Origin of the sequence: Pseudomonas nitroreducens (genome assembly GCF_014204515.1) — a bacterium.
GTDB lineage: Bacteria > Pseudomonadota > Gammaproteobacteria > Pseudomonadales > Pseudomonadaceae > Pseudomonas > Pseudomonas nitritireducens_A.
Genome location: NZ_JACHLI010000001.1, coordinates 47,022 through 69,040 on the forward strand (window position 1 = coordinate 47,022; position 22,019 = coordinate 69,040).

Consider the following 22,019-nt stretch of genomic DNA (forward strand, 5'->3'; position numbering starts at 1 on the left):
CTGGCGCCATACAAGTGCAGCAATTTCAGGATAAAGGATCAAGTGCTTCATCGTCATCGAGGATGCCGAAATCCCTGACAGCTACGATGTACTCCGGCTGCATTGACCAGAAGACACCCTGGACACACCTATCCAGGATGGGTACTTGAGGCGACCAATCAACGTCGCCGTGCCACTGCAGATCGAAGATAGTTGGCCACTTCTCCTCGACCCAGGATTGCTGCTCTGGAGGGAGCTTCTCCGGTATCGCACCAGGGAATCCAGCTTTAGCCAGGCGGTAGCACAGGGCACTCCACTCACGTTCGGAAGATGTGATAGGGCTGTTGTTGATGACCATGTGCCAGTCATCAAAGCAAGAAGCAAGGACGATGTGTGCGGGGAGTGAAAGCTCCAGGAGCACCTGGTTTGAGCTATCTGCCGGTGGGCGGCAGAAAAAGCTGTTGTACTGGAGCCAGCACCACCAGGGAGTATTCGCACCTTCTGGCCTTGCCAGACCTGAGCTTTCCATCTGGCTGATCATCCAGGGGTACACATGCCCAACATGCTCGTCAGCGAGATGAGCCGGAACAGTCGAATTTGAGGTGGTCGAAAGCGCCAGAAGTACGCGCTTGTCGACAGCCATCCACGCCGGCACTGTGCCGTCCTTGCGGATGAAGTGTCGAACCCCTGCCTGCCGCTGTACTGCAGTTACGTGCATCTTCTCCCTCCCCAAAATGGATCGATCAGGTTACTCAGATAAGGGGTGCCTGACAAGCTCAGAGGCTGTAGAATCGGGCCTTTCCGGCGCACAGCTGGCGCTATTATTTGCTCAAGGACTACCTCATGAGCCACGACCTTTCGAAGCTGGCCTGCTGGGACATGGAAATGTGCTGTTGGGAAGGCAGGCCCATCGGCGAGATCATCTCCATCGGGATCGCAGAGCTGCATCTTCCCACTGGCAGAATCACCCGTGAGGCGAACTACATCGTCCGCCCGGACAGGGATAAGGTTAGCGAGTTCTGCACTGAGCTGACGGGCATCACGCAGCGCATGGTAGATCGCCAAGGGCGCTCCCTGGCTGACGTCCTGAAAACCATCGAGATGAAGTTCGGCGGAGCCGGCAAGGTGTACGTCGCCTGGGGTGATGACGCTGGATACCTGCAGCGACAGTGCGACTGGCGCGGTATCAAGTCGCCGGTCAAACAGAGTCTCGATGCGAGCCTCCTGTACCGCATCCGCCAGCGCATGACTGACGGAAAAAGCGTTGGTCTGCTCAGCGCCCTGACTAAGGCAGGTCTTGCCTTCGAGGGCCGTCAGCACAACTCCCTCAACGATGCGAAGAACCTGGCCCGCCTGATCACCAAGGAAAACCTCCTCTAGCGATCTAGCGGCCAAAGAAAAAGCCGCCGGGCATTGCGCCAGGCGGCTTTCGAGATCCGCACGATGCGGTCAAATTGGAGCGGATAAGGAGGTTCGAACTCCTGGCCTGCGCCTTGGCAAGACGCCGCTCTACCAGCTGAGCTATATCCGCGTGGTGGACGTTGCAGGAGTCCAACCTGCTACCCCTCCTTGCGCAATGGCTGAGCCTAGCGTGGTAGCGAACTACCAGGCCCGCAAGGAAGAGCTGCCTCAGCACGCCCCTTGAAACTACACAGACAACTTGGTGGAGAATGCGGGGTTCGAACCCGCGACCTCCTGCATGCCATGCAGGCGCTCTCCCAACTGAGCTAAGACCCCGATGAAACTGGTGGAGCAGGTGGGGCTCGAACCCACGACCTCAGGCATGCCATGCCTGCGCTCTTCTAACTGAGCTACAACCCCGGTACTTCATTGAACTGGTGGAGAATGCGGGGCTCGAACCCGCGACCTCCTGCTTGCAAGGCAGGCGCTCTTCCAACTGAGCTAAGACCCCAAAACTGGTGCATGCGGAAAGATTCGAACTTTCGGCCCCTCGATTATCGGTCGAGTGCTCTACCGCTGAGCTACGCGTGCACAACCCTTTTCTACTCCGGCGGAAATCCAACGCCGGGTGAACCTGGTGCCGAATGAGGGACTCGAACCCATCGCCCTCGCCCTTACCAAGGGCGCGCTCTACCACTGAGCTAAAACGGCAGTGAAACATTGGTGGAGATGACGGGAGTTGAACCCGCGCAACTGCTACTCAAGACCTTTCAATCCCGAGCTCCAAGGAGCTTTAGACTACGCTTCCCGTGCTTGTTTGGCCCCGCCAGGGTGGAGTGATTACCAGAACCCTTGAGGGGGCTCCCCTGGCCGCTATCGGTGCTTCTGAGACGTTCCGCTCCTCAAGATGAACAGTCGGGTTTTACCCCTCCGGCTTCTAGTTTATGCCGTGCTCGCGACCAACTGAGCATCCATCCCCGTATGTGGTGGTAACGAAGGGCTTCGAACCCCTGACCTACCCCGTATGAAGGGGCCGCTCTACCAGCTGAGCTACGTTACCTTGGCAGACCGCCCCGGATTCGAACCGAGCCTCTTCAGTTTTGGAGACCTAGAGGGTGCCAGACACGACCTGTTAAAACCTTCAATTTCCGCTTAAAAGTGGGTTGAGAGATGGGGATCGAACCCACGACAACCGGAGCCACAATCCGGTGCTCTGCCAACTGAGCTACTCTCAACATCGAAACTTGGTAGATCCGGGCGGGCTCGAACCGCCGACCCTCTGCTTGTAAGGCAGATGCTCTTCCCACTGAGCTACAGATCTACAAACCTTGAAAATGGCGGCCCTTGGTGGGATCGAACCACCTCGTGGCGGGGTCAAATCCCGCTGCCTTCCCACTTGGCTAAAGGGCTACAACTCTTCTGCCTGCCTCTCTTCCGCAGGACTTCTTCTGTTTGGCGGCCCCGGTAGGACTCGAACCTACGCATGCCTGGATCAGAACCAGGTGCCTTACCAGCTTGGCTACAGGGCTACTGTGTGGTGATGGAGGTAGGATTCGAACCTACGAACCTTCCGGAGCGGGGTTACAGTCCGCCGGCTTTGACCACTTGCACTACTCCATCATGACTTTCTCGCCAGGGCCGATTCAGGCCACCTCCTGGCTCACTGATTTTTTTCTGCCGGCGGAGGCTTCGCCTCTCGCCAAATTTGGCTCCGATTCCTGGACTCGAACCAGGGACTCCCTAGTTAACAGCTAGGTACTCTACCAACTGAGCTAAACCGGAATTGACCTTCTCAAATCCCTGCAAAATCCTGCAGGCCTTGCATTTGGTGGGCCGCATTGGACTTGAACCAATGACCACCCGCTTAAGAGGCGGGTACTCTACCAACTGAGTTAGCAGCCCAAAATCATCCCCAGTGTATCGCCGTGGGGTGCGCCGCATACGAAGCGGGTCGGGTCTCAGCTCCCTGCAGGTTGCCCGTGGGCAATCCTGGTCTGCTGGTCTCTTTGGCGGGCCGGGGGAGGACTCGAACCCCCTACCTCAAGGATTTGGAATCCCGTATGCAGCCAGTTACACCTCCGACCCGTGTTACTCAGCGAGCGGCCAGGAATTTTTACCCTACCAGTCTGCTGTCTTGCCCATCGAGTTGGCGTATTCCACCATCTCAATTACCCCTAAATTGGCTCCGGGAACAGGGCTCGAACCTGTGACCCGCGCATTAACAGTGCGCTGCTCTTCCGACTGAGCTATCCCGGAAAGGTACATCTACATCTCTGCGTAAGCGGCCCCTTCACGCGCCCTTCCGCTGGCTCCCCGTAACGGGAGCCCCCTGATTTGGTGGGCCGCATTGGATTCGAACCAATGACCAGATGGTTAAAAGCCACCTGCTCTGCCAGCTGAGCTAGCGACCCAAAATCGTCCCCAGTGTGTCGCCGTGGGGTGCGCAGCATACGGAGCTGGCCGGGTCTCGGCTCTTTGCAGGTTGGCCAGAAGGCGCCTGGGCTGCCGGTTATCTATCTTGCCCTCCGCCCGCTTGGGCCACTGGGAGGACATTGCATTTTTGGTGGAAAAGGACAGGTTTGAACTGCCGACCTCACCCTTATCAGGGGTGCGCTCTACCAACTGAGCTACTCTTCCAAAGTTGGAGCTGAAGACAAGATTCGAACTTGCATAAAGGTGGGTTGCAATCACCTGCCTATCCGTTCAGCCACTTCAGCATCAAACTTTTCTCAAATTTTTGGCGCACTTATCCCGCAACTTGAATAACAGTTTTAAAACAACTTTTAAGACAACATCTTAAACTTCAAAAACAACTGGTGCATCAGGGCAGATTTGAACTGCCGACCCTCGGGGTTTCACGCCGATGCTCTAACCAAACTGAGCTACCGATGCATTTAAAACATGAACTTAGAACTGCTAAGTTTCACTATTGGTTGCGGGAGACGGATTCGAACCGCCGACCGCCGGATTATGAGTCCGACCATCTACCAACTGATTGTATCCCGCCTAAAACCTGGTGGAGCCGGTAGGACTTGAACCTACAGTGGGCGTCGCCCGGCGGATTTACAGTCCGCTGACTTTACCAATTCGTCTACGTCTCCAGGGTGCTTGGAACCTGCCTTGGGACGTTTGGCCACGTAGAACTTTATTCTGCGCAAACAAAAACCCCGAGGCTTTGGAGGCCTCGGGGTTTATTTGCCCTTTTAGCCGGCCTCCGCTTCTCAGCGCAGACCGACGAAAATTCGGTCTACGCAGGAGTCTTCACGCAATAATTGATAAACCACTGGGCCGCGATTTGCTTCGCGCCTTGCTGGTTCATGTGATTGTGGGTCATTGCGTTCATGGATAACTCCTGGGATGTGAGATCATTAAAACAACGCTCTTATTCTTCGTCAACTACTTTTTTGAAATTTTTTTCAGAAGCTGTTTGCTGCCCCTTCGGCTCCGTCCTTATCATGGAGATAACAAGCATTACCCACCCTTTGGGTGACTACGCTGCCAACTAGGAGAACAACAATGGTCAGCAGAATTGGACAGGCTCTGAAGAACTGCCTGACGAACGAAGTAGCTCACGCGAAGGCGATCACTGAGCATGACGCGTCGACCGGTAACAACTTCGCCTACAGGCTCCTCCCCGCCTCCGTTGTTGGCGCAAGCCTGATGAAGCTGTACCTCTCTGCTTCGCAACCTGGCAACAGCGTTACCGAAAACGTCCTGGCCGCTGGCCAGATGGTCGTCGACGCTACCGCCGGCTTCGCAAACGACCACTCGACCGGCCTGATGGTTGGCGGTGCAGTCGTTGCTACTGCCTTCGCCGCCACTTTCGTGAAAGGCCTGGCGCTGGAAAACGAAGAGCTCCGCAAGCGCCTGAGAGATGCCTTCCAGAAGGAGGGCTATGGCGAAGAGGCCGTTCGATCCGCAGAGCGCGCTCACGCAGCTTTGCTGAAAACTCACAGCGACCTGAACTCCCTGGTGCACGCTGAGACACAATCGCTGAAGGCGCTGCTGCTCAAGCCGAGCAAGGAGCTGGTGAAAATCGCCAAGAAGCACAAGGTCGACATCGTTGACCCGGAAGCTCAGCGTGACCTGCAGATGGCTTACATCCACGGCCTACGTCAGGCCCTGGCAGAAGGTGTCGCGAAAGGTCGTGACATGTCCGGGAGCGTGAAGATCCACTCCAGGGACGTGAAGGCGGCCATCCTCGCCGGCATGACCACCTACTACCAGGCAATCGTGGGCAGCGAGCCGTCTCTCGGAGCTAAGGTGAAGTACACCATCACCGGGCGTGAAGGAGACCTCATCCAGGACTCCGTTGCCGGCCAGAAGGCCCAGAAAGGCTATGACGCCATCCGCGCCATGGATGCCGATGCACCGAAGGGTGAGTACTCCAAGAAGGAGATCCTCGAAGCCCTTCAGAAGCGTGAAAGGGATTCCTCGGTCGATCTCGGTCGCTAAGGACTCCCCCTTGGCTCAGATTCCATCAATCTCGGCCAGGTATTTCTCGATGGTGCTGACCACCTCCAGGGTGGTCAGTTCATCGAAGGGGCCCGCAGCTTCGATATACCGACGGAGATCCTCCTGGTAGCTCATTCCCATATTGGAGAGGATCAGCAAGCCCTCCCTGTCTTCCTGAGATAGCTCTCCTTTCCCTAGCTCCCCAAGCTTCAACCCAGCCGCCTCCAGGCGCGGGTAGAAGGACACAAACTTGTCCTTGGCCTTCTTGGTGAGGTCGTAGGCCTTGGCCGAATCGGTCATCTCTGCAATTCCATGTAAAAAGAAACGTTTAGTCCCGTGGATCGAGCCCATGAGCCATCAGGCTCAGTCAGGCCGTGGCCTGCCGGCGTATCGATCCTGGCGGGGAGGTTCCGACAATATTCCGGATAAAGACGGGCGGCAGTCAACCGACATTTACATGCTCGGGGATGCTGGAATAATGAGGCCTCGCTCTCGGAAAGGCTCTCATGAAACGTCTACTCGCATGCCTGATGCTCTGCGTAGCTACGCTTGCATCACCCCTTCTGCAGGCTGGCCAGGCGCCCGTCGACTGGCGGATCGCTCTGCTCAGCCAGGATCGATGCCTTAACCTCTATCGTCAGTCCACCAAGGAGCGGGTCAACGCCTGCTACTGGTACAAGCGGACGGGCCTTGATGCTGTCGGCTACGCCAAGGCGAACTACATCCTCAGAGACGCAGAAGAGCGCGTTCAGACGCGCATGGACGTGAAGCTGCTGGACGTGCTCTTCCTGATCCAGCAATGGCTCATCGCCGAAGGGCGCAACAGCGACATTCACGTGCTCTCCGGCTTCCGTACCCCGGCGCACAACAAGCGCCTGGAAGCCTCCGCAAAGGACTCACAACATCTCCATGGCAAAGCCGCCGACATCTTCATCCCAGGCCTCAAGACAAACCTGCTCGCAGCCATGAGCCGTGTGATCGGCGTGGGCGGTGTCGGCATCTACCCGGTGAAGAATTTCGTGCACGTAGATACGGGCAACGTAAGGGTGTGGGTCTACCGATGAAATTCCTGGTCTTCGTTCTGTTTGCGCTTATAGTTGCCGGCTGCTCTTCCAGCCCACCTAAGGCCCCTCTTCCACCACAAACTTCAATCAACTTCGGAACTTCTTTTTCGAACTTCGACAGCCTACCCGTAACGCTAAGCGCAGCAGTTTCTAAAGACCCTGTCGCATCGAGTCGGAAATATTCAGAGCAAGACCGAATGCGGGCAGTGAAACGCATCCTCGATGCGAACTTCACCTACAAGCATGACTTCGCCCAATATGGTCGCGGCGTAGCCTGGCACGCACCCTCCCAGGTAAGGGTCGTCAAAGGGAGGTTCGTCGGTGATGTGAAGGACTACTGCGTCCTTGCGAGGGCCATGCTAGAGCAGGCTGGGCTCCCGGCCAGGATCGCCATCACCGGCAGAATCTACGACCGTCAGTTCCACTTCATTGCCCTTTCAAACAATTATGCAATCGACAAACTTCAATTAGATATTCGCGCAACTTCCTACTATGAAATCCAGGCCGTATCGCGGAACGACATAAACAAGCCCTGGGAACTCAAGTAACCGTTGGCACTGTAGTTTTCGTGTAATAAACTCGGGCAAAACAATAATAAGACGGGTGCCCTAATAAGAAGCCCGCTACCCGATATGCCAATCAATCACTATGTCTTTGAGTTCATTCTTGCCTGCGTTTCCATCGGGCTACTGCTCTGCTTCTTCAGGGGGTCACCCGACATCCTGAAGGACGCGGCACAGAAGGTCTCTTCTTCCAGGACTCTGCTGCGCAATGTGGGTGGCGTAGCCCATACCTGGCGCCTCAAGGTCTACATCGACCACAACGAAGGCTCCAAAGGCCTGCACTACATCCTCGAGTTCAGGACTCCTACGTCCGTTTTCAAGGAATGGCTGCCGCTCGCCATTGCCCAGGCTGACAACCACTTGCAGGCACTGCTCATGATCCATCGTGAGCTCAAAGACCAGCTCGACCCTAACGGCCGGGCCCAAGACTGCTACGTCGAATCTTCCTCTCACCTGGCGTTGAACAGGGGGCTGGCAGTGGTTGGTGCGGCCTCCCTTGTGTTTGTTGTGCTTCGGCAATTGTTCTATATTTCGTAACCCTCGCCTGGCTTGCCAGGCCCTACACAACAGACCAGGACGCACAGCATGACGATCAAGTCGGACAAATGGATTCGGGAAATGGCGCAAAAGCACGGCATGATCGAGCCGTTCGTAGAGCGCCAGATTCGCGGAGCTGAGGATCAGCGCGTGATCTCCTACGGCGTGTCGAGCTACGGATACGATGTTCGCTGCGCCGCCGAATTCAAGGTGTTCACCAACATCCACTCCGCCGTGGTCGATCCGAAGAACTTCGACGAGAAGAGCTTCGTCGACATCAACAGCGACGTCTGCATCATTCCGCCGAACTCGTTTGCCCTGGCCCGCACCGTCGAGTACTTCCGCATCCCGCGTGACGTGCTGACCATCTGCCTGGGCAAGAGCACCTACGCGCGCTGCGGCATCATCGTCAACGTGACCCCGCTGGAACCGGAGTGGGAAGGCCACGTGACCCTGGAATTCTCCAACACCACCAACCTGCCGGCGAAGATCTACGCGCACGAAGGCGTGGCGCAGATGCTGTTCCTGCAGTCCGACGAGGCATGCGAGGTGTCTTACCGTGATCGCGGCGGCAAGTACCAGGGCCAGACCGGGGTCACGCTCCCGAAGGCATAACCCATCGCTCGGTAGCGGGACAGCTGTAGTCCCGCTACGCGGCGAAGTCACCCCGCCCTTCGGGCCAAGCCCGGCAGTCGCTCTAGCTCCTCTTGCCGGGAAAGGCGTACCAAGCGGCAATAGTCCCGCTTCGCGGCGAAGTTTGGGCTGAGCAAAGCCCAGCCTCCTTCCTTTTGGCGAGTAGTAGCCCTGCCCTTGGCAGCGGAAGGGCCTCGCTGCTCAGGTCTGCTGCAGAGTGTCGGGATAGCCCGTCGTGATCCCCTTGCCTGTCGCTTTGATCTTGATGATGCGGTGTGGTGGGTAATGCGTCATCTCCCCTTCCTTTGTATGCCTGTAGCCGGTCTGGATGATCGCAGAGCAGTGCTCGCGGGCGGACTCCGGCGATGCCACTTCGTACTTGTAGATGTTGCCGCAGTCGATGTAGACCTGGATTGTGATCTTTTCGGACTCGCTCATTGGGCTTTCTCCCATGCACATTTAGCGGGGAATTGTTCCCTGGGCAGTGCTCTCGGTCAACCACGCGCGCCCTTCGACCTGAAAGGTGCCTATTGAGTACAAAAGGCTCATTTCATGACATATTGACATGATGCTTGGTTGCTAGTAAGATGTCTCAAAGTTCAGAAGGATCGGAATGATGAAAACACTCGTAGCTGCCCTCGCCCTGCTGGTAGCCGGCCATGCTGGTGCTGCCAACCTGTACAAGGATGGCACTGAAGCCCACAAGATGGCTGCTTTTGTGGAGAACATCGTCCCGGCCGACATGAGCATTGTCTTCGTCCAGGAAGGAAAGCCTGGTGTTTACGATTCTCAGCTGGACAAAGCCAAGTTGGCATCGGCGGCTGTGAGCGAAAAGTCTATCTCGAAGATCAGCTCAGCCAGCTTCAGCAAGGGGCTGTCGGTTGATCGTGCTGCGGCGATGACTGTTGTTGATGGAACCATTCCTGAGAACCGTCCTGCACCCCGAGTGTGCGGCATCTATTTCCGCGATGCTCGCGAACAGAAAAGCTACGTCGGCCTCACACACGAATCGATTCACTGCGCCCTTCGCCCTCTGTACGGCGACAAGGCATTCGTGCGTGCAATGCAGCCGGTTGCCGACCTCAAGGTCGACCTGTCGGTGTACAACAAGATCGCCTACTTCGAAGAGTTGGTGGTTGCTGGCTCGATCATCTCCATGAACGACCGGGGCGACATTCCTGCAATGTACCGCAGGAACATTGGCAATGCCCTCAAGCGCGGCCCCAACCACGCGGGGACGCCTTACTACAGCTTCCTTCGCCTCATGGAGCTTTGCCCTGTCGGCGCCAAGTGCCCGAGCACTCCGAAAGAGGCCGCTGAGTTCTTGGCGAAAGACAAGATGATGCTCGAGGCTATGCAGAAGGACTTCAGCTTCTTCGCGGTCGCAGACGGCCAAATCAGAAAAGCCCCCTGACGGGGGCTTTTCTTTTGGGGGGCGTTACAGGGACAGGCCGCTGTCTTTACCCTTCGTCTGCGAGAAGAGCAGGTCAAGATCTTCCCTTGAGTAGGTTCCCTTCGGCACCGCTTGCGCCATCTTCTCAACAGCTGCTGGGCCGTGAGCGACGCTAGCCACCGATGCAGCATGATCCGCCAACGGCCTTACCGGGGCATGGTAGGACGGATCGATGACCTGATGCGGAACCTGCAGAACGAAGGGATGCCCATCTGGGGTAACCAACGGGAGGATGTTCGGGTTAGACCCGATCAGCTCTTTGTTGGCCTCGTAGAGTGCGTTCACCGCATTGGTCACGCTGGCATTCGTTACCGGAACACCGGCCTCTGACAGCGACTTCTCAGCGATCTTCCAGAGGCTATCCCCCTTCACCACAGTGTGCGTTGGCACCACTTCGGCGCTGGGCGCGACTACTGCCTCTGCTGGAGCAGTAGATTCAGGAGCAACTGGCACATCAGCATTTGGAGTAACTACCGGCGACTCTGCATGCACCTCGGCAGGTGCTTCAGGAACCACCGGAGAGTCGTCCATCAGGGCATCTTCGGAGGAGTAGCCGTTAGACGGATCAACACCGGGAATACCTGCGAACATATTCCCAGATGCATCCAGGTGCACCGAGCCACCTGCTCCAGGGAAGAATTCGGTGCCGGCAAGGCGCTTACCGAGCTCGGCTGCCTGGTTGTAGGCATACTCGGCACCGTCACGAACTACGCCCAGGCTGTCGCCCGCGACATGGCCAGCTGCTGCCAAGTTCGGGTAGTGCGTTCCGATAGTGTCGCCGGCTACCGCAAGCTGCTCTGAGAGCTCGCCAGTGAATTTGGAGCCGGCTTCTGCGACAGCAGCGTAACCACTCGAAGCCAGATCCTTGCTGGCATCGACCGCACCATGGAATGCGCTGGCAATAGCGTTGTTGATATCTGCCAACGCCTCTACGGGATGCGTAGTCGCTTTGATGATGAAGTCGGCGGTATCCATGTAGGCGTGTCCGACAACAGCGCCTGCCGCAGCACCGTATTCTGATGCGGTCTCGAAAGCTACTTCGGCGCCATGCTGGATCGACTCTGAACCAGAGGCCATGCCGGCCTGAATGGAGCTGTTGATGCCTTCCATCGTGGCGTCGTAGTTTGAGGCCAGGTTTTCTACAGTGCTGCCCACTGAGCCGAAGTCGATGTGCGAAGCACCCAGGCACAGGCCGGCCAGCGCGATGGTCGGCACGCCATACTTCTTGAAGGTCTCGGAGCCGAAGATGGCTGCAGCCGTTTCCTTCATCTCCGCGAACTTGTCAGCGATCTTGCTGGTGGGTACGCCCTGCTTCTCCAGGGAATCTGTAATCTTGTCGGCAAGGGTCTTGGCCAGACTCCGGACGCTTTCGTTCTCGCCCAGTTTGCGGGCAAGGTAGACACCGGCCTTGAAGCCGATCTTGGTCACGATGGTGCCGCTGGCACAGGCGATCCCCAGTGCAGCGACATTGAGGGCCTTGTGGCCATGCTCGCTGTTGAGGAAGTGCACGATGTTGTCGCGCACTGCCGCGACACGGGCACCGAGCAGCGGACGAGAAGCGTCAGGGAAGGCTTCTTCGAAAGCACCAGTGGTCTTCAGGAAGTCCGTGAACTCAGCCGGAAGCTTTCCGATTTCTTCCTGCGTTAGACCAGCACGGCCTTCCAGGTAGGAGTTGATCGGGAAATCGTTGGCCTGCTTGGCGACTGCCGTCCAGACATCTTCGAACATCGCCTGGCTCTCGGCGATGGACTCATCCTGGAACAGCGTCTCGAAGACGCTGCGAGGGTCTTTGCGGTTTTTCTCCTGGCGCATAACGGCCTGGAGAAGCTCCTCGAACCTGCCCTGGCGCTCCAGCTCCCTGATGACCATCAGGTACTGCATGTAGCGCTTGGAGTCGTGAAGGCTCACGTCAATGTCGGGATTCAGGTCAGTAGCCATAGGATTGTCCTCTTTTCATCAATCTATCACTGCAGATTTTTCAGCATCAACAGATGGCGCAATATCCAGATAAAGATTGACTATCTCCTTTTATGCATTATTCTTGGTGTCACTTAGACATGAAATGGAGTTTCCCATGCCTGCAGCTTCCCTCACTCCCGCCCAGCTCTCCCTCCTGCGTGAAGAGAGCGGCATCGAGTCGAACCTCAACGCCGACCTGAAAGTCCTGGTTGATCTCGGCCTGGCCACCAGCACCGAGACCCTCACCGGCTCCCTCACCTGGAACATCACCGAAGCCGGCAAAGAGCGCGCTCAGCTGCCCTCCTGAGCCTCAGGGCTCAAAGCCTTCATTCGTCGCCTTTGGCGAGACTAGCTGTAGAAGATGCCCGTACTCCTCCTGGGCATCTTCATCAGCGAACTTCGCACCTCGCAGAACCCCTTTGCTCACCACGATCTCGCTGTTCGGCGAGATGGTTCCCTGGATGATGTCCTCGGGCCGGTACTCAACTTCGAGAATCAGGTCGGCCAGGTCGCTCATGCCGGTGTAGTACTCCGTGAAGCCCACATCAGTTCCGAGATATAGGCCGCCTTTCGGCGCGAGGACGCGACCTAGTTCCAGGTCGACAGACTCGGCTCCGTAGAGGGTACTGACCTTCTGGGTATCAGGGTCAAAGGCTACAACCCGGTAGCCCATGTGTGGCCCACTTTTGGCTCCCTCGAAGTCACGGAAGAACTTAAGCTCTGCCTCCGACAGATGGGTAGCAACGGTCACGCCTTCCAGGTAGTTGCTTACCTCATTCGCCAGATCCTGCGCCAGCCCGTTACCCCGGAGGTCGCGCAGGACGTAGATGCCCTGCACTACCTTCTCCTTATCGACCGCAACACCAGCCACTGCCTCTCCATCCTTGTAGAGCACGAATCGAGTAACTGTGCCCTGGATTTGGCGAATATCGTGACGGATTGGGGCTGCAATCCTCTCATCTCCGTTCTGGCCCGCCAGGCGGCCGTCGTTCGGGCCAAGGAGAATTCTGGATGCCGAGTTCGAATACAGCCACTCGCGCTGAGCAATCGCTGCGGACGGGTCAGAGCTCTTCGGAGCCCGGCCATCGACCGTGAAGAAAAACTCGAAACCGCTGTGTTGTGCGAAGAAAACGACCTCCTCGTCAAACCGGGCCACGTAGAAGACAACGTCCTCATAGGCTCTGACCAGGTCATCCAGGCTCTCACCATCATCCAGCCAGGCGCTCGGGTCGCAATTCCTTTCAAATTCAGCTTGGCTGATACGGGTCGCCCTCCCCATCAGGCTATGCCAGATGGCCTCACCGTTGTCGGCGCGGGAACGAAGTGCCTGGCAGGTCAGCGCGTACTTAAAGTCCATAAGGGATACCTTGTGCTTTTCCTCATCTTAGGGTGTGATGCGCGCCAACCTCAATCGGCATCAGCCTGCCGGCCGGAAACAAGGAGAATCTGTGGACTGGAAGGAGCTTCACTCATTCCACATCGTGCACCGTGGTGAATATGACCTGCTCTTCGAGATGATCCTGCCCGACTATGGCGTCGACGGGCTGTTGGTGCGCCAGCAACCTAACGACATCCAGGTGATCATGTCGGAAATCGTGAGACGCTGGATCGAAGAGGGACATGCTGAGTTCCTCACATACGTAGCCCAAGGACTGCGCTTGAAGAAAGCGCTCATCTCCACCTCACGTGCGATTAGTCGGCGCCTCTCGGGAACGTTGGCCAAGATCAGTGAGCGGCAATGCCTTGGCGCACTCGTCGACCACGACGCTCAGGCCTTCACGGCCTACGTCACGAACCTTTGGGAGGGGTACAGAAACACGCAGACCTTTACCGACCTGGTGGAATCGGTGATGGAAGCGCCAGGCCGGCTAGATGAACTCAGGAAAGCCAAGGTAACGCGTTACCAGGCAATGCGGCTGCACGAGTGCTTGCCCTGTGACTGGCTGCTCGACCGTATGGGTCTAGCGTACCAGACAAGGGCAATGGCAAACGTGATGGGACTTTAGCCGCCGTTTATCGTTTCCGAACTGAGGTCGGCGCCAACGAACTTGAGCAGTGCGATCTCATTGGAGCAGTAGGTCGAAGACAGGGTGAACGCCAGGTCTCTCCAGGCCTGCTGCTTCTGGATCATTGCGAACTGGCCGCTCGGCATGGCTTCGATCTCGGGGTCGAGAGCACGGCAAGCCCCAGTACCGATCAGTTCGAAGAACTCGTTCGGGAAGGCCGCGATGAACTTACCGATATCACCCTGCCGGCGGGCCCTGGAAGCCAGGACTTCCAGCAGACCGGCCAGCGATGTGTCTGGGTTGAACCTGGAGAGGATTTCTAGCCAATCAGGCTCCCACTTGTCGCCGCCGGTCTCAATGTGCTTGTACAGCATGCACGGGCGGCCGATTTCGACCATGTTCAGCCCGTCGTGCATCATTGCCCCATAGACCAGGTCGACCGGAAGTCCATGGTTCTCGATGCGGTCGACGAGGAAATCGCGGCCGGCGGCCGAGTACAGGAGGATCGCCAGCGTCCAGGGGCCAGTGCCGCTACCAGTCAGGTAGTCACGAATCCCTTCGAGGATGGGCTTGTTGGTGAACAACGGCTTAGCCATTGCATCGAACTGGGCGGCGTCTTTGATCAGGTCACCGTTGAGTTCAAACAACTTCCTCAGGCGGTGTTCGGAAAGCAGTGCGGGATTCATGTGTCACCTCTCGAATCCCTACAATTTACAGAATAAAGAGGGACTTTCAATCCCCCTTTTTCCATCATTCCGGTATAGCCTACATCTCGAATCCGCCAAGTTCTTTGGCTTTGGCTTTCTTTGGAACTGGTTCTTCCTGATGAACTTCGGCGTGTTCGCACTTTCTGATCAAGCCGAAAACATCGATGGGGTCATTTCCACGGGGCTCTGTGATTTTCCCGAGCGGAGATATTGTAACTTTCACCCCATCCTCCAGATTGAGCATGTAACCGGTGCCATTGCCGGCCGCATACATTCCGATTAACCCCCCGCTCACCTGCATTTCCTTGGTCGGATCGATCTTCAGCAGATCCTGGAGTTCAATGGTTCCGTACCAGCACGGCAGGCTTGTGTATCCGCAGTTATCGTAGATGGTTGCTACGTCCTCAATAGGGACTACCGAGGCCCCAGGTGCGATGCCCATCTCATCATCGGCCTCGATCCACTTGTCGAACTCATCCATGTCCGTTGGTGCCTCGCCAGCGGTGATTGCTGCCAAAGGGCTTGCATTGAGGAGCCTGAACAGGGACTTGAGACCATCCGTTTTCAGGTGGTCGCCGGCATCCTGGAAGCCACCGTTTGCTTCGATGTCTCCAAAGTCTCGGTATTGGCGGTTGATATCTTCATCACCAGAAGGGGCAACGTAAACCAGCGGAATTCGCACGTTCTTAACCGCACTGAGAATATCTGATGGGTCGTTTTCAATGACCTTCTCTGTGATTGCTTGTCTGATTTCCGTCGAGAGATCGTCGGAGTCGACGTCACAACCTAGCTCATCGGAGATTGCACAGATTTTTTGGACAGCCTCTTTAACTTTTCTTTCGCTAAATACCATGTCTGAGACAACATCTTCCTGACTGTCTACCCCGAGGTTTCCCTCGAAGCCCATCTCAAGCAAGATGTCGGTGATGGTGTCACTCCATGACAGCTCGGGGGCTTTCCCAGATTTCGGCGAACGGTAGTCCGTCATTGCCTCGGCGACCTTCACCGACAGCATCTTAAGGTTGTCTCCCTCGATCCTGATGTCGTGCCAGTGGTAGCTGTCGAATTTCCCTGCAAGCTCGTCGATAAGATCACTCAGGCCGTCACGCCACGAGTCCAGGACGTCTACGTTCTCAATCTGGTACTCGTTCCCATCCAGCTCAATCGTTGTCATGCCAGGCTCCAATTTTCACCAGTATGGAGAAAGCATGGAATTCAGCTCAACGGGTATTTGAACCTGGCGCCACTCCATCCCTAGAATTGGGTAGAGGGAGATTAAATGAGCCAGAACATACCCAATCATCTTCACTACGAGATCTACCAGTCGCTCCAGCACGTTGTGCCGGCGGACGCTGTGCGCCAAGCACTGGTGGAAGATGAAGCCGCGCGCCTCGTAATCTGCGGCCGCAATCCTGAAGAGGTCGAGGCCTACGCTGCACGCGTTAGAGAGCTTGGCCCGGAGGCCCTGGTCGCCACGGCCTTCGAGATGTGCATCACCAACGATAGGTGCGACGGAGATGGAAACGTCGGAATCGACCGGGACGGCAAGATCTCTTTCCAGACCCGAGACCTCTACCGACAATTTCTGCTTAATTCCGTCTGCTCAGCGCTTACCACCGCCGCCGGCCGCGAGCTGGAAGAGCCCGAACTCAAGCTGGTAAGGGACGGGGTTGACCGCCTGAAATCGCAAGGTAGAGTCACTATCTCGGTGGACTCCATTGGCCACGAGCTCGTGCTGTCCCGCGAAGATTGCTCTGTGTCCGGCGTTACGCTGGGTACACCGATCACTCAGCCGCATTATCGCGATATTGAAACCAGTCTGATTCAGTTCGTTGAGCAGTACCTGCCGGCGAACACCAATGAAGTCGACAACTCCCCTGGAGTGAGCGTATGAGCCAGGTACTGAAGAGCGAGCAGTGGGTCATCACGGACAAACTCCCCGTCCTGATGGCGCGTATGGACAAGATCAACGAGCGTCTGCGCATGTCCAGCGCGCCGCTGTTGACGATCTCTGTCGAGCCCCTGGGTGTGCGCACCATGCGCAAGGGACTCCAGGAGATCACTGCCGACTTCAGCAAGGTACGCATCGAGCGTCAAATCGCCGATGACGTGAACCACACCAAGGTTCTAGCTCATACCCGAATTGCGCTGAGCACCGGGGTGATGACCCACACCTTCTACGATGACCTCAACGAGGAACAGGTCTACGCGATCCAGAACCCGGCATCGGCTTGCAAGTGCGACCACTGCAACCACGACCGCCAACGCGTAAACATCTACACCGTTCAGAACGACCAGGGCATCTTCCGCGTCGGCAGCAGCTGCATCGACGACTTCTCCAAGCTGAAGATGAACAAGTGGCTGGCCGCTCACGAAGATGCCGTGGAGCAGCTCAACAAGTACTCGGAGATCACCTTCTCCGACATCCGCGATCACGGTGTCCTGGAAGTCGACAGCCTCCTGGCCGAAGTCGTTGAGCTTCTGCAGAAAGGGCCGTATCAGACCAAATACGAACACGGCATCAGCACAGGCTATATCGCCTTCGGCAACGTGCAGCTCAAGGTCGAACAGAACGATGGGCGCGCGCCTGAGTACCCGGATGACGTCATGGAGTCAGTGCGCCTGATTAAGCAGATGATCCTGCAGAGCGAGTTCTCCGAGACCGAGCGCCTCAAAGACATCAGCCTGAGCCAGCGCAATATCGTGAACAACGGTTACGTGACTGTTGCGCAGGCGCCGATCATGGCTGGCGCCGTTGCATGGCATAACAAGCACAAGAAGCTTCAGGCCGAACGCGAGGCCGAAGGGTCTGCGCCTAAGGCTCAGAGCAACGTAGGCACCGCCCACCTTGGGGCCGTGAAAGATCGAATCGTCTTCAAAAATCTCCAAGTCGTAGGTGTCTGGGCTGGGACTTCTGATCGTGGTTTCCCGTTTACCAAGCTGACCATGCTTGATGACCAGAATCACGTGATCACCTGGAAAGCTTCGACTCACCTGGATCTTGATAAAGGCGACCGAATCAACCTGGTGGGATCAGTGAAGGGCCACGCGACCTTCAACTCGAAGCTCTTCGGCAAGGAAGTTCAGGCCACGGAGATGACCCGCTGCAGCATCCTGACGAACGAGGAAGTCCTCGAGGCAGAAAAGCCGAAGAAGGCCCGCACTCGCAAGGCACAAGAAGAATCCCTTTCCCCGGCAGCTTGAGGTAGGTGATGGAAAACATTCAGAACGCGCTCAACACTCTGATGCGCGCCTGCTCCGATGCGAACATGCCCGTGTTCGTTGCCTTCCAGCAGTCGGAGCACAGCGTGCGCGCCGTGACTGCCTGCGAGCAGCTGTCCAGTGGCGATAGCTTCAAGCTGGCCAGGAAACTCCTGAAGGCTGGGAGCCTGGACTCGTTCATGAAGATCGTGATCGCCGATGCCCAGAAGTCGGGCCATGATTCGCTGTTTCTCAAGTCGATTGGCGTTCCCACACAACCGAAGTGACCAGGTGCCACCGCCCGGCAGCACCCTCACCCGCCCGGCTTAAGCCGGGCTTGTTATGTCCCAGCCATCGTCCAGCTCGAACTCTTTCGCCATGAGCCGCGCCAGCGGCACGTGATTTTCACGCATCTTGGCCTGCACCAACTCAAGCCGGCGTTCTTTGGTCGTCAGATGGCGGATGATCACCATGAGTGCCGGGCTCTGAATCATGGCCCACTTGGTCAGCAGATCAGTCTCGTCAGCCCGCTCGGAGAAGCCCAGCATCGCACGCCAGTCGATCAGACCACGCGCGACCAGCACACGTAGCAAGGTCTTGTTGTCCGCAGTCGGGTTCAACATGCAGTTCGTGTAAATCTTCTTGGCGTATGCCGGGCTCAGCCTGGCACCACATTCGAGCACCTGCAGGAAGGTGGGGATGCTGCGCAGATCCAGGATGGCTTCCAGCAGCTTCGTCAGAAGTGGCTCCTGCGCCAGCGCCGGCACCGCCTCGAGGAGGCTGGTGACGGTGTCCTTCCGGTAGGCACCTAGCAACACCTCGGGGATGTGATCTTTCAGGTGCGCTTCGACCAAGGGATCAGCGGCTATCGCCGACAAGGCGCTCCAGTGGCCCTGGAAGGCCATCTCGGCAAGAATGCGGCCGGTGGCCCCGTGCATAGCCATCTCAGCAAGGAGAGCCTCTTTGGGGCCTTCCCGCTGCCCTTCCGGTGCATCTAGGTACTGCTGGAGTACTTCAAGTCCATCCATTTCATCAGCTCCTTGCTGGTTGAACATCCCGAAACCGCATTCCCCGTATGAAATCTTTGATTCATGCGCGGGTCAAGGTTTCAGGCGCACAGCGCCTTCACTCTTGACGTTCTGCCAATAGCTGTACGAATATACAGCCATGCTGAACGGGATCCGCTGTCGCGCTCATCCAACCACCGAGCAGGCCAAGAAACTGGCCCAGTGGATCGGTTGTGCGCGACTGATCTACAACGCAAAGGTATCGGAAATGCAGTATTTCCGCACCTTCTCGCGTAAGGCGTTGGGCGCCGGCCAAGCCGTGATCGATCAAGCGTATTCGCAGTTCAAGGACGCTGAACTCACCCCGTTCCTGAGCGAGGTTCCGTCGCAAATTCTGCGTAATTCAGCCGTGCAGTTCATGAACGGCTGGCAGCGATTCCTCAAGGGCCTGGCCTCTCCGCCAACCCACAAACGCAAGGGTGAGCGAGACAGCGTTCATCTCACCAACGAACTGTTCCGGTTCGTTGACGAAGGCCTGATAGAGATCGGCACGAAACGCTTCCCGGTTGGCACCCTGCGGTTCACGCAACACAGGGAAATCACCGAACCGAAGTCCATCATCGTCAGCCGCAAAGCCGGCAGATGGTACGTCAGCTTCAATTTCGAAGACGCAACACTGGCTCCGCCGCGCCCTCGAGACGAGATTCTGGCCGATCTGTCCCATCTCGATGAGGCTCAGCTAACGGCAATGACCTGGGCCGGCGACCGTGGAGTGCGGGACATGCTGCACGGCAGCGATGGCCAGGTGTTCCACCTGACCGTCAGCGCTGTGGCCAAGAATCGACGCAGGGAACTCACCAAGAGGCGCCTTCAGCGGCGCCTCGCCCGGCAGCAGAAGGGTTCCAGGCGCCGCGACAAGACCAAGCGTCGCATCGCGCATATCAGCAGTGGCCAGGCTGAGGTACGGCGTGATTTCGCGCACCAGACCTCACGGAAGCTGGTCGACAGCCCGTACCAGGTATTCGTGTTCGAAGACCTGAAGATCACCAACATGACCCGCCGGCCGAAGCCAAAACAGGACGAAGCGACCGGCGAATACCTGCCCAATGGCGCTGCAGCGAAAGCCGGCCTGAACCGAAGCATTCTGCAGAGCTGCTGGGGCAACATCGTACTTTACACTCACTACAAGGCCGAACGAGCGAACAAGGTCACCATCAAGGTGCACCCGCATTTCAGCTCGCAGACGTGCTCCCAATGCGGACACACGTCATCCGAAAACCGCTCTGGAAAGCAGTTTTCGTGTACCTCTTGTGGCTTCAAGGCAGACGCAGATGCCAACGCCAGTGCCGTGCTTCGCGCCAGAGGCGCGAAGCACATCATCGACGGAGAATGGCGTGAGCAGAAGGCCAAGAAGACAGTGAGTTTCAGGAAAAGGGGCTCGGAACGCGTCCCTCAAAACCACGTGGAGAGACCTGTCGCACTGTGCGCTCAGATCTCAGTGAAGCGCGGATGCCCCGCTTGAAATCTTCGATTCAAGCGCGGGTAGTTCACATTTGAGGTCAGATATCCAAAACCGTCGCCATCATCTTCGTCTGCTGCTTCTCACTCATCTTCGGTGAGAAGTCCATGATGTTCTTCTCGATCAGCTCATCCATAACATCCCGGCTCAGATGCTTGATGAACTGGTCGAAGCGGCCGAACTGCTGGAGGAGCTGAATATGCTCCCGCTTGAATCGCCTGTTGCCAGCGAATTGGGCCGCATCTTTGGGGGTAGTCAGGTCGCTCTCCATCGCCCACCTGATGTGCTCTTCAAGCTTGCTATCCGTCGATGAAGCTAGGATAGCCCGGTTGGTAGGACAGGCATAAAGACCTGCTGCAACCATCACATCTCTGCAGCCTGGAAAGCGATCAAAGGTGAAACCGTTGAGAACCGAGACCATGCATGGTTTCGAATACTTAAAACAATGCTTACTCTGCACTAGCTTCGTGTAGTAGGCCTGCAGTTCCTTGCTCGGCTTGGCAGCCACTGGATGAAGCCTGGCGAACTCCTCAAGCCTCATGCCAAGCACTCTCTCAAATGCGGCCTCCCACCGATAGATGGCCTGAGTGTCGCGATTTTCATATGCGACCTTATCCTGGATCTCCCCCGCACGAGCGATGGCTACCATCAGGGTCATGCAGACCTTGTCGTAATTCTCGGGCTTCTTGGCTTCTTTTGCCCAGGAACCCTTGAACAGCGCAGGGGCGGACTCGATCACGTAAGGCTCAACCATCATCCAGTTGCAGAGCTCTTCGAAGCTCTTGCCCGGCTGAATCGCAGCTCGCACAGCCTCATGCTGAAAACGCACGTTGTCCCAGTTGAGCGTGTTGAACTGCACCACACCAGGAGCAGTGACCTGCTTTATCCATTCGAGCATACAGGCCGTGTAGACCGGGATCATCTCCGGCTGCTCCTGGGTCTTTCGGGAAAGACGAAACAGAAAGTGCTCGACCTCCTTGTATCCCTTCTTGCTGCTCAAGGTGTACATCGCAACCTGCGGGAACTGCTTGAGGATCAGCTCCGGATCACGCGTGAACCCCATTTCGTTCAGGAGTGTGTCGCGATACTTTTTTTGTCCGTATTTGCGATCAATCGCTTCCTGGACTGCTTTGGCGTACAGCGGGTCGTCAGTGATTTTCCAAGGCATGCTTCTGTGTCTCCTTCTTACTCTCACGGTACGGCTGGATAAGCCATCTCCACAAGCCGAGGAGGTTGGTCAGGAAGAAGGTCACCTCAAGAATCATCATGCCGAACGCATCCATTGAGCCGGCAAACAGGAAGAGTCCCCATGCCGATACGATGAAGAATGGCCAACCCCACTTCGACCACCTGGTATTGCTGGCCACCATCAGTGCGCCAACCACACCGAAGACCGTACCGACCCACTGAGTGACCGTCTGATACAGGGTGTGAACCACTACTGCGCATTCAGCTTCGACCATCGAGGGCCTCTCAAGAGAAGATGGGTCAGCACACCGGGGAAACAACCCCGCCAAGAAAAGTAATCGGCCTGA

Annotated in this window: 23 protein-coding genes and 20 tRNA genes; 13 read left to right on the plus strand and 30 right to left on the minus strand. The window is 56.9% G+C overall.

Features of this window, described 5'->3' with window-relative positions; all coding sequences use genetic code 11:
- Positions 1–25: 25 nt before the first annotated feature.
- Complete coding sequence (locus tag HNP46_RS00290) at positions 26–697, minus strand: DUF3841 domain-containing protein (RefSeq protein WP_184585523.1); 672 nt, start codon at positions 695–697, stop codon at positions 26–28.
- Positions 698–822: 125 nt separating this feature from the next.
- On the opposite strand from HNP46_RS00290, the gene HNP46_RS00295 reads away from it, so the two are divergent.
- Entirely contained in the window at positions 823–1,359 is a 537-nt protein-coding gene (locus tag HNP46_RS00295; protein ID WP_184585524.1) for a 3'-5' exonuclease, read from the plus strand.
- Positions 1,360–1,434: 75 nt separating this feature from the next.
- On the opposite strand, the gene HNP46_RS00300 is transcribed toward HNP46_RS00295, so the two are convergent.
- From HNP46_RS00300 to HNP46_RS00395, 20 genes are all read right to left on the minus strand, one after another.
- Positions 1,435–1,510: transfer RNA gene (locus HNP46_RS00300), tRNA-Gly, on the minus strand.
- A gap of 130 nt (positions 1,511–1,640) precedes the next feature.
- Positions 1,641–1,716, minus strand: a tRNA-Ala gene (locus HNP46_RS00305).
- Positions 1,717–1,724: 8 nt separating this feature from the next.
- Positions 1,725–1,800: transfer RNA gene (locus HNP46_RS00310), tRNA-Ala, on the minus strand.
- 15 nt (positions 1,801–1,815) lie between these two features.
- A tRNA-Ala gene (locus HNP46_RS00315) sits at positions 1,816–1,891 on the minus strand.
- A 5-nt stretch (positions 1,892–1,896) separates the two neighbouring features.
- Positions 1,897–1,971 (minus strand) — tRNA-Ile (locus HNP46_RS00320).
- A gap of 44 nt (positions 1,972–2,015) precedes the next feature.
- A tRNA-Thr gene (locus HNP46_RS00325) sits at positions 2,016–2,091 on the minus strand.
- Positions 2,092–2,364: 273 nt separating this feature from the next.
- Positions 2,365–2,440: transfer RNA gene (locus HNP46_RS00330), tRNA-Met, on the minus strand.
- A gap of 99 nt (positions 2,441–2,539) precedes the next feature.
- Positions 2,540–2,615: transfer RNA gene (locus HNP46_RS00335), tRNA-His, on the minus strand.
- Positions 2,616–2,625: 10 nt separating this feature from the next.
- Positions 2,626–2,701: transfer RNA gene (locus HNP46_RS00340), tRNA-Val, on the minus strand.
- A gap of 214 nt (positions 2,702–2,915) precedes the next feature.
- Positions 2,916–3,000: transfer RNA gene (locus HNP46_RS00345), tRNA-Tyr, on the minus strand.
- A gap of 86 nt (positions 3,001–3,086) precedes the next feature.
- Positions 3,087–3,162 (minus strand) — tRNA-Asn (locus tag HNP46_RS00350).
- A gap of 44 nt (positions 3,163–3,206) precedes the next feature.
- Positions 3,207–3,282: transfer RNA gene (locus HNP46_RS00355), tRNA-Lys, on the minus strand.
- 105 nt (positions 3,283–3,387) lie between these two features.
- Positions 3,388–3,465: transfer RNA gene (locus HNP46_RS00360), tRNA-Trp, on the minus strand.
- A gap of 95 nt (positions 3,466–3,560) precedes the next feature.
- Positions 3,561–3,636, minus strand: a tRNA-Asn gene (locus HNP46_RS00365).
- A 79-nt stretch (positions 3,637–3,715) separates the two neighbouring features.
- Positions 3,716–3,791: transfer RNA gene (locus tag HNP46_RS00370), tRNA-Lys, on the minus strand.
- A gap of 150 nt (positions 3,792–3,941) precedes the next feature.
- Positions 3,942–4,017: transfer RNA gene (locus HNP46_RS00375), tRNA-Ile, on the minus strand.
- Positions 4,018–4,022: 5 nt separating this feature from the next.
- A tRNA-Cys gene (locus HNP46_RS00380) sits at positions 4,023–4,097 on the minus strand.
- A gap of 97 nt (positions 4,098–4,194) precedes the next feature.
- Positions 4,195–4,272, minus strand: a tRNA-Phe gene (locus HNP46_RS00385).
- A gap of 38 nt (positions 4,273–4,310) precedes the next feature.
- Positions 4,311–4,387, minus strand: a tRNA-Met gene (locus HNP46_RS00390).
- 7 nt (positions 4,388–4,394) lie between these two features.
- Positions 4,395–4,481 (minus strand) — tRNA-Tyr (locus tag HNP46_RS00395).
- A gap of 415 nt (positions 4,482–4,896) precedes the next feature.
- On the opposite strand from HNP46_RS00395, the gene HNP46_RS00400 reads away from it, so the two are divergent.
- Positions 4,897–5,835 (plus strand): hypothetical protein, encoded by a 939-nt coding sequence (locus tag HNP46_RS00400; protein ID WP_184585525.1) that lies wholly within the window; start codon positions 4,897–4,899, stop codon positions 5,833–5,835.
- A gap of 15 nt (positions 5,836–5,850) precedes the next feature.
- Here HNP46_RS00400 and HNP46_RS00405 read toward each other — a convergent pair whose 3' ends face one another.
- Positions 5,851–6,135 carry a hypothetical protein gene (locus tag HNP46_RS00405; protein WP_184585526.1) on the minus strand — a complete coding sequence of 95 codons (285 nt, stop codon included), beginning with the start codon at positions 6,133–6,135 and terminating at the stop codon, positions 5,851–5,853.
- 206 nt (positions 6,136–6,341) lie between these two features.
- Here HNP46_RS00405 and HNP46_RS00410 point away from each other — a divergent pair, with 206 nt between their 5' ends.
- The 4 genes from HNP46_RS00410 to dcd all read left to right on the plus strand — a co-directional run bounded on the left by HNP46_RS00410 (position 6,342) and on the right by dcd (position 8,614).
- Entirely contained in the window at positions 6,342–6,899 is a 558-nt protein-coding gene (locus HNP46_RS00410; protein ID WP_260403053.1) for a YcbK family protein, read from the plus strand.
- Entirely contained in the window at positions 6,896–7,447 is a 552-nt protein-coding gene (locus HNP46_RS00415) for a transglutaminase domain-containing protein (protein WP_184585527.1), read from the plus strand. Before HNP46_RS00410 ends, HNP46_RS00415 begins: the two co-directional genes overlap by 4 nt.
- Positions 7,448–7,531: 84 nt before the next feature.
- Positions 7,532–7,999: a hypothetical protein gene (locus tag HNP46_RS00420; RefSeq protein WP_184585528.1), complete on the plus strand. Its 468-nt coding sequence runs from the start codon at positions 7,532–7,534 to the stop codon at positions 7,997–7,999.
- 48 nt (positions 8,000–8,047) lie between these two features.
- Positions 8,048–8,614, plus strand: a complete 567-nt coding sequence (gene dcd, locus HNP46_RS00425) for a dCTP deaminase (RefSeq protein ID WP_184585529.1) — start codon at positions 8,048–8,050, stop codon at positions 8,612–8,614.
- 219 nt (positions 8,615–8,833) lie between these two features.
- On the opposite strand, the gene HNP46_RS00430 is transcribed toward dcd, so the two are convergent.
- On the minus strand, positions 8,834–9,070 hold the full coding sequence (locus HNP46_RS00430; protein ID WP_184585530.1) for a hypothetical protein: 237 nt from the start codon (positions 9,068–9,070) through the stop codon (positions 8,834–8,836).
- Between the two features lie 178 nt (positions 9,071–9,248).
- Here HNP46_RS00430 and HNP46_RS00435 point away from each other — a divergent pair, with 178 nt between their 5' ends.
- On the plus strand, positions 9,249–10,046 hold the full coding sequence (locus tag HNP46_RS00435; protein ID WP_184585531.1) for a hypothetical protein: 798 nt from the start codon (positions 9,249–9,251) through the stop codon (positions 10,044–10,046).
- A gap of 24 nt (positions 10,047–10,070) precedes the next feature.
- Here HNP46_RS00435 and HNP46_RS00440 read toward each other — a convergent pair whose 3' ends face one another.
- Entirely contained in the window at positions 10,071–12,023 is a 1,953-nt protein-coding gene (locus tag HNP46_RS00440) for a LysM peptidoglycan-binding domain-containing protein (protein WP_184585532.1), read from the minus strand.
- Between the two features lie 136 nt (positions 12,024–12,159).
- On the opposite strand from HNP46_RS00440, the gene HNP46_RS00445 reads away from it, so the two are divergent.
- Positions 12,160–12,351, plus strand: a complete 192-nt coding sequence (locus tag HNP46_RS00445; RefSeq protein ID WP_184585533.1) for a hypothetical protein — start codon at positions 12,160–12,162, stop codon at positions 12,349–12,351.
- Between the two features lie 3 nt (positions 12,352–12,354).
- Here the strand turns inward: HNP46_RS00445 and HNP46_RS00450 are convergent, their stop codons facing one another.
- Positions 12,355–13,401 (minus strand): GNAT family N-acetyltransferase, encoded by a 1,047-nt coding sequence (locus HNP46_RS00450; protein ID WP_184585534.1) that lies wholly within the window; start codon positions 13,399–13,401, stop codon positions 12,355–12,357.
- A 91-nt stretch (positions 13,402–13,492) separates the two neighbouring features.
- Between HNP46_RS00450 and HNP46_RS00455 the strand changes: the two genes are divergently transcribed.
- Positions 13,493–14,050, plus strand: a complete 558-nt coding sequence (locus HNP46_RS00455) for a hypothetical protein (protein ID WP_184585535.1) — start codon at positions 13,493–13,495, stop codon at positions 14,048–14,050.
- Here HNP46_RS00455 and HNP46_RS00460 read toward each other — a convergent pair.
- On the minus strand, positions 14,047–14,736 hold the full coding sequence (locus tag HNP46_RS00460; RefSeq protein ID WP_184585536.1) for a hypothetical protein: 690 nt from the start codon (positions 14,734–14,736) through the stop codon (positions 14,047–14,049). The two genes, HNP46_RS00455 and HNP46_RS00460, sit on opposite strands and share 4 nt — an antisense overlap.
- A 79-nt stretch (positions 14,737–14,815) precedes the next feature.
- Positions 14,816–15,931 carry a hypothetical protein gene (locus tag HNP46_RS00465; RefSeq protein WP_184585537.1) on the minus strand — a complete coding sequence of 372 codons (1,116 nt, stop codon included), beginning with the start codon at positions 15,929–15,931 and terminating at the stop codon, positions 14,816–14,818.
- Between the two features lie 105 nt (positions 15,932–16,036).
- Here HNP46_RS00465 and HNP46_RS00470 point away from each other — a divergent pair, with 105 nt between their 5' ends.
- Genes HNP46_RS00470 through HNP46_RS00480 form a run of 3 tightly spaced genes read left to right on the plus strand, consistent with a single transcriptional unit; the run spans position 16,037 to position 18,245 of the window.
- Positions 16,037–16,651, plus strand: a complete 615-nt coding sequence (locus HNP46_RS00470; RefSeq protein WP_184585538.1) for a hypothetical protein — start codon at positions 16,037–16,039, stop codon at positions 16,649–16,651.
- Complete coding sequence (locus HNP46_RS00475; protein ID WP_184585539.1) at positions 16,648–17,961, plus strand: hypothetical protein; 1,314 nt, start codon at positions 16,648–16,650, stop codon at positions 17,959–17,961. Before HNP46_RS00470 ends, HNP46_RS00475 begins: the two co-directional genes overlap by 4 nt.
- Positions 17,962–17,969: 8 nt before the next feature.
- Positions 17,970–18,245, plus strand: a complete 276-nt coding sequence (locus HNP46_RS00480) for a hypothetical protein (protein ID WP_184585540.1) — start codon at positions 17,970–17,972, stop codon at positions 18,243–18,245.
- Positions 18,246–18,284: 39 nt separating this feature from the next.
- On the opposite strand, the gene HNP46_RS00485 is transcribed toward HNP46_RS00480, so the two are convergent.
- Positions 18,285–18,986 (minus strand): hypothetical protein, encoded by a 702-nt coding sequence (locus HNP46_RS00485; RefSeq protein ID WP_184585541.1) that lies wholly within the window; start codon positions 18,984–18,986, stop codon positions 18,285–18,287.
- A 139-nt stretch (positions 18,987–19,125) separates the two neighbouring features.
- Between HNP46_RS00485 and HNP46_RS00490 the strand changes: the two genes are divergently transcribed.
- Positions 19,126–20,487 carry an RNA-guided endonuclease InsQ/TnpB family protein gene (locus HNP46_RS00490; protein ID WP_184585542.1) on the plus strand — a complete coding sequence of 454 codons (1,362 nt, stop codon included), beginning with the start codon at positions 19,126–19,128 and terminating at the stop codon, positions 20,485–20,487.
- Positions 20,488–20,524: 37 nt separating this feature from the next.
- Here HNP46_RS00490 and HNP46_RS00495 read toward each other — a convergent pair whose 3' ends face one another.
- Positions 20,525–21,652 carry a hypothetical protein gene (locus HNP46_RS00495; protein WP_184585543.1) on the minus strand — a complete coding sequence of 376 codons (1,128 nt, stop codon included), beginning with the start codon at positions 21,650–21,652 and terminating at the stop codon, positions 20,525–20,527.
- The gene (locus tag HNP46_RS00500; protein ID WP_184585544.1) at positions 21,633–21,947 is read right to left on the minus strand and encodes a nicotinamide mononucleotide transporter; all 315 of its coding nucleotides are present in this window, start codon (positions 21,945–21,947) and stop codon (positions 21,633–21,635) included. Before HNP46_RS00500 ends, HNP46_RS00495 begins: the two co-directional genes overlap by 20 nt.
- Positions 21,948–22,019: the final 72 nt, after the last annotated feature.

Bases quoted from the DNA above. Each gene is read 5' to 3' on its own strand.
- HNP46_RS00290 (WP_184585523.1), bottom strand. From the start codon at position 697: ATGCACGTAACTGCAGTACAGCGGCAGGCAGGGGTTCGACACTTCATC.
- HNP46_RS00295 (WP_184585524.1), top strand. From the start codon at position 823: ATGAGCCACGACCTTTCGAAGCTGGCCTGCTGGGACATGGAAATGTGC.
- HNP46_RS00400 (WP_184585525.1), top strand. From the start codon at position 4,897: ATGGTCAGCAGAATTGGACAGGCTCTGAAGAACTGCCTGACGAACGAA.
- HNP46_RS00405 (WP_184585526.1), bottom strand. From the start codon at position 6,135: ATGACCGATTCGGCCAAGGCCTACGACCTCACCAAGAAGGCCAAGGAC.
- HNP46_RS00410 (WP_260403053.1), top strand. From the start codon at position 6,342: ATGAAACGTCTACTCGCATGCCTGATGCTCTGCGTAGCTACGCTTGCA.
- HNP46_RS00415 (WP_184585527.1), top strand. From the start codon at position 6,896: ATGAAATTCCTGGTCTTCGTTCTGTTTGCGCTTATAGTTGCCGGCTGC.
- HNP46_RS00420 (WP_184585528.1), top strand. From the start codon at position 7,532: ATGCCAATCAATCACTATGTCTTTGAGTTCATTCTTGCCTGCGTTTCC.
- dcd (WP_184585529.1), top strand. From the start codon at position 8,048: ATGACGATCAAGTCGGACAAATGGATTCGGGAAATGGCGCAAAAGCAC.
- HNP46_RS00430 (WP_184585530.1), bottom strand. From the start codon at position 9,070: ATGAGCGAGTCCGAAAAGATCACAATCCAGGTCTACATCGACTGCGGC.
- HNP46_RS00435 (WP_184585531.1), top strand. From the start codon at position 9,249: ATGAAAACACTCGTAGCTGCCCTCGCCCTGCTGGTAGCCGGCCATGCT.
- HNP46_RS00440 (WP_184585532.1), bottom strand. From the start codon at position 12,023: ATGGCTACTGACCTGAATCCCGACATTGACGTGAGCCTTCACGACTCC.
- HNP46_RS00445 (WP_184585533.1), top strand. From the start codon at position 12,160: ATGCCTGCAGCTTCCCTCACTCCCGCCCAGCTCTCCCTCCTGCGTGAA.
- HNP46_RS00450 (WP_184585534.1), bottom strand. From the start codon at position 13,401: ATGGACTTTAAGTACGCGCTGACCTGCCAGGCACTTCGTTCCCGCGCC.
- HNP46_RS00460 (WP_184585536.1), bottom strand. From the start codon at position 14,736: ATGAATCCCGCACTGCTTTCCGAACACCGCCTGAGGAAGTTGTTTGAA.
- HNP46_RS00465 (WP_184585537.1), bottom strand. From the start codon at position 15,931: ATGACAACGATTGAGCTGGATGGGAACGAGTACCAGATTGAGAACGTA.
- HNP46_RS00470 (WP_184585538.1), top strand. From the start codon at position 16,037: ATGAGCCAGAACATACCCAATCATCTTCACTACGAGATCTACCAGTCG.
- HNP46_RS00475 (WP_184585539.1), top strand. From the start codon at position 16,648: ATGAGCCAGGTACTGAAGAGCGAGCAGTGGGTCATCACGGACAAACTC.
- HNP46_RS00480 (WP_184585540.1), top strand. From the start codon at position 17,970: ATGGAAAACATTCAGAACGCGCTCAACACTCTGATGCGCGCCTGCTCC.
- HNP46_RS00485 (WP_184585541.1), bottom strand. From the start codon at position 18,986: ATGGATGGACTTGAAGTACTCCAGCAGTACCTAGATGCACCGGAAGGG.
- HNP46_RS00490 (WP_184585542.1), top strand. From the start codon at position 19,126: ATGCTGAACGGGATCCGCTGTCGCGCTCATCCAACCACCGAGCAGGCC.
- HNP46_RS00495 (WP_184585543.1), bottom strand. From the start codon at position 21,652: ATGCCTTGGAAAATCACTGACGACCCGCTGTACGCCAAAGCAGTCCAG.
- HNP46_RS00500 (WP_184585544.1), bottom strand. From the start codon at position 21,947: ATGGTCGAAGCTGAATGCGCAGTAGTGGTTCACACCCTGTATCAGACG.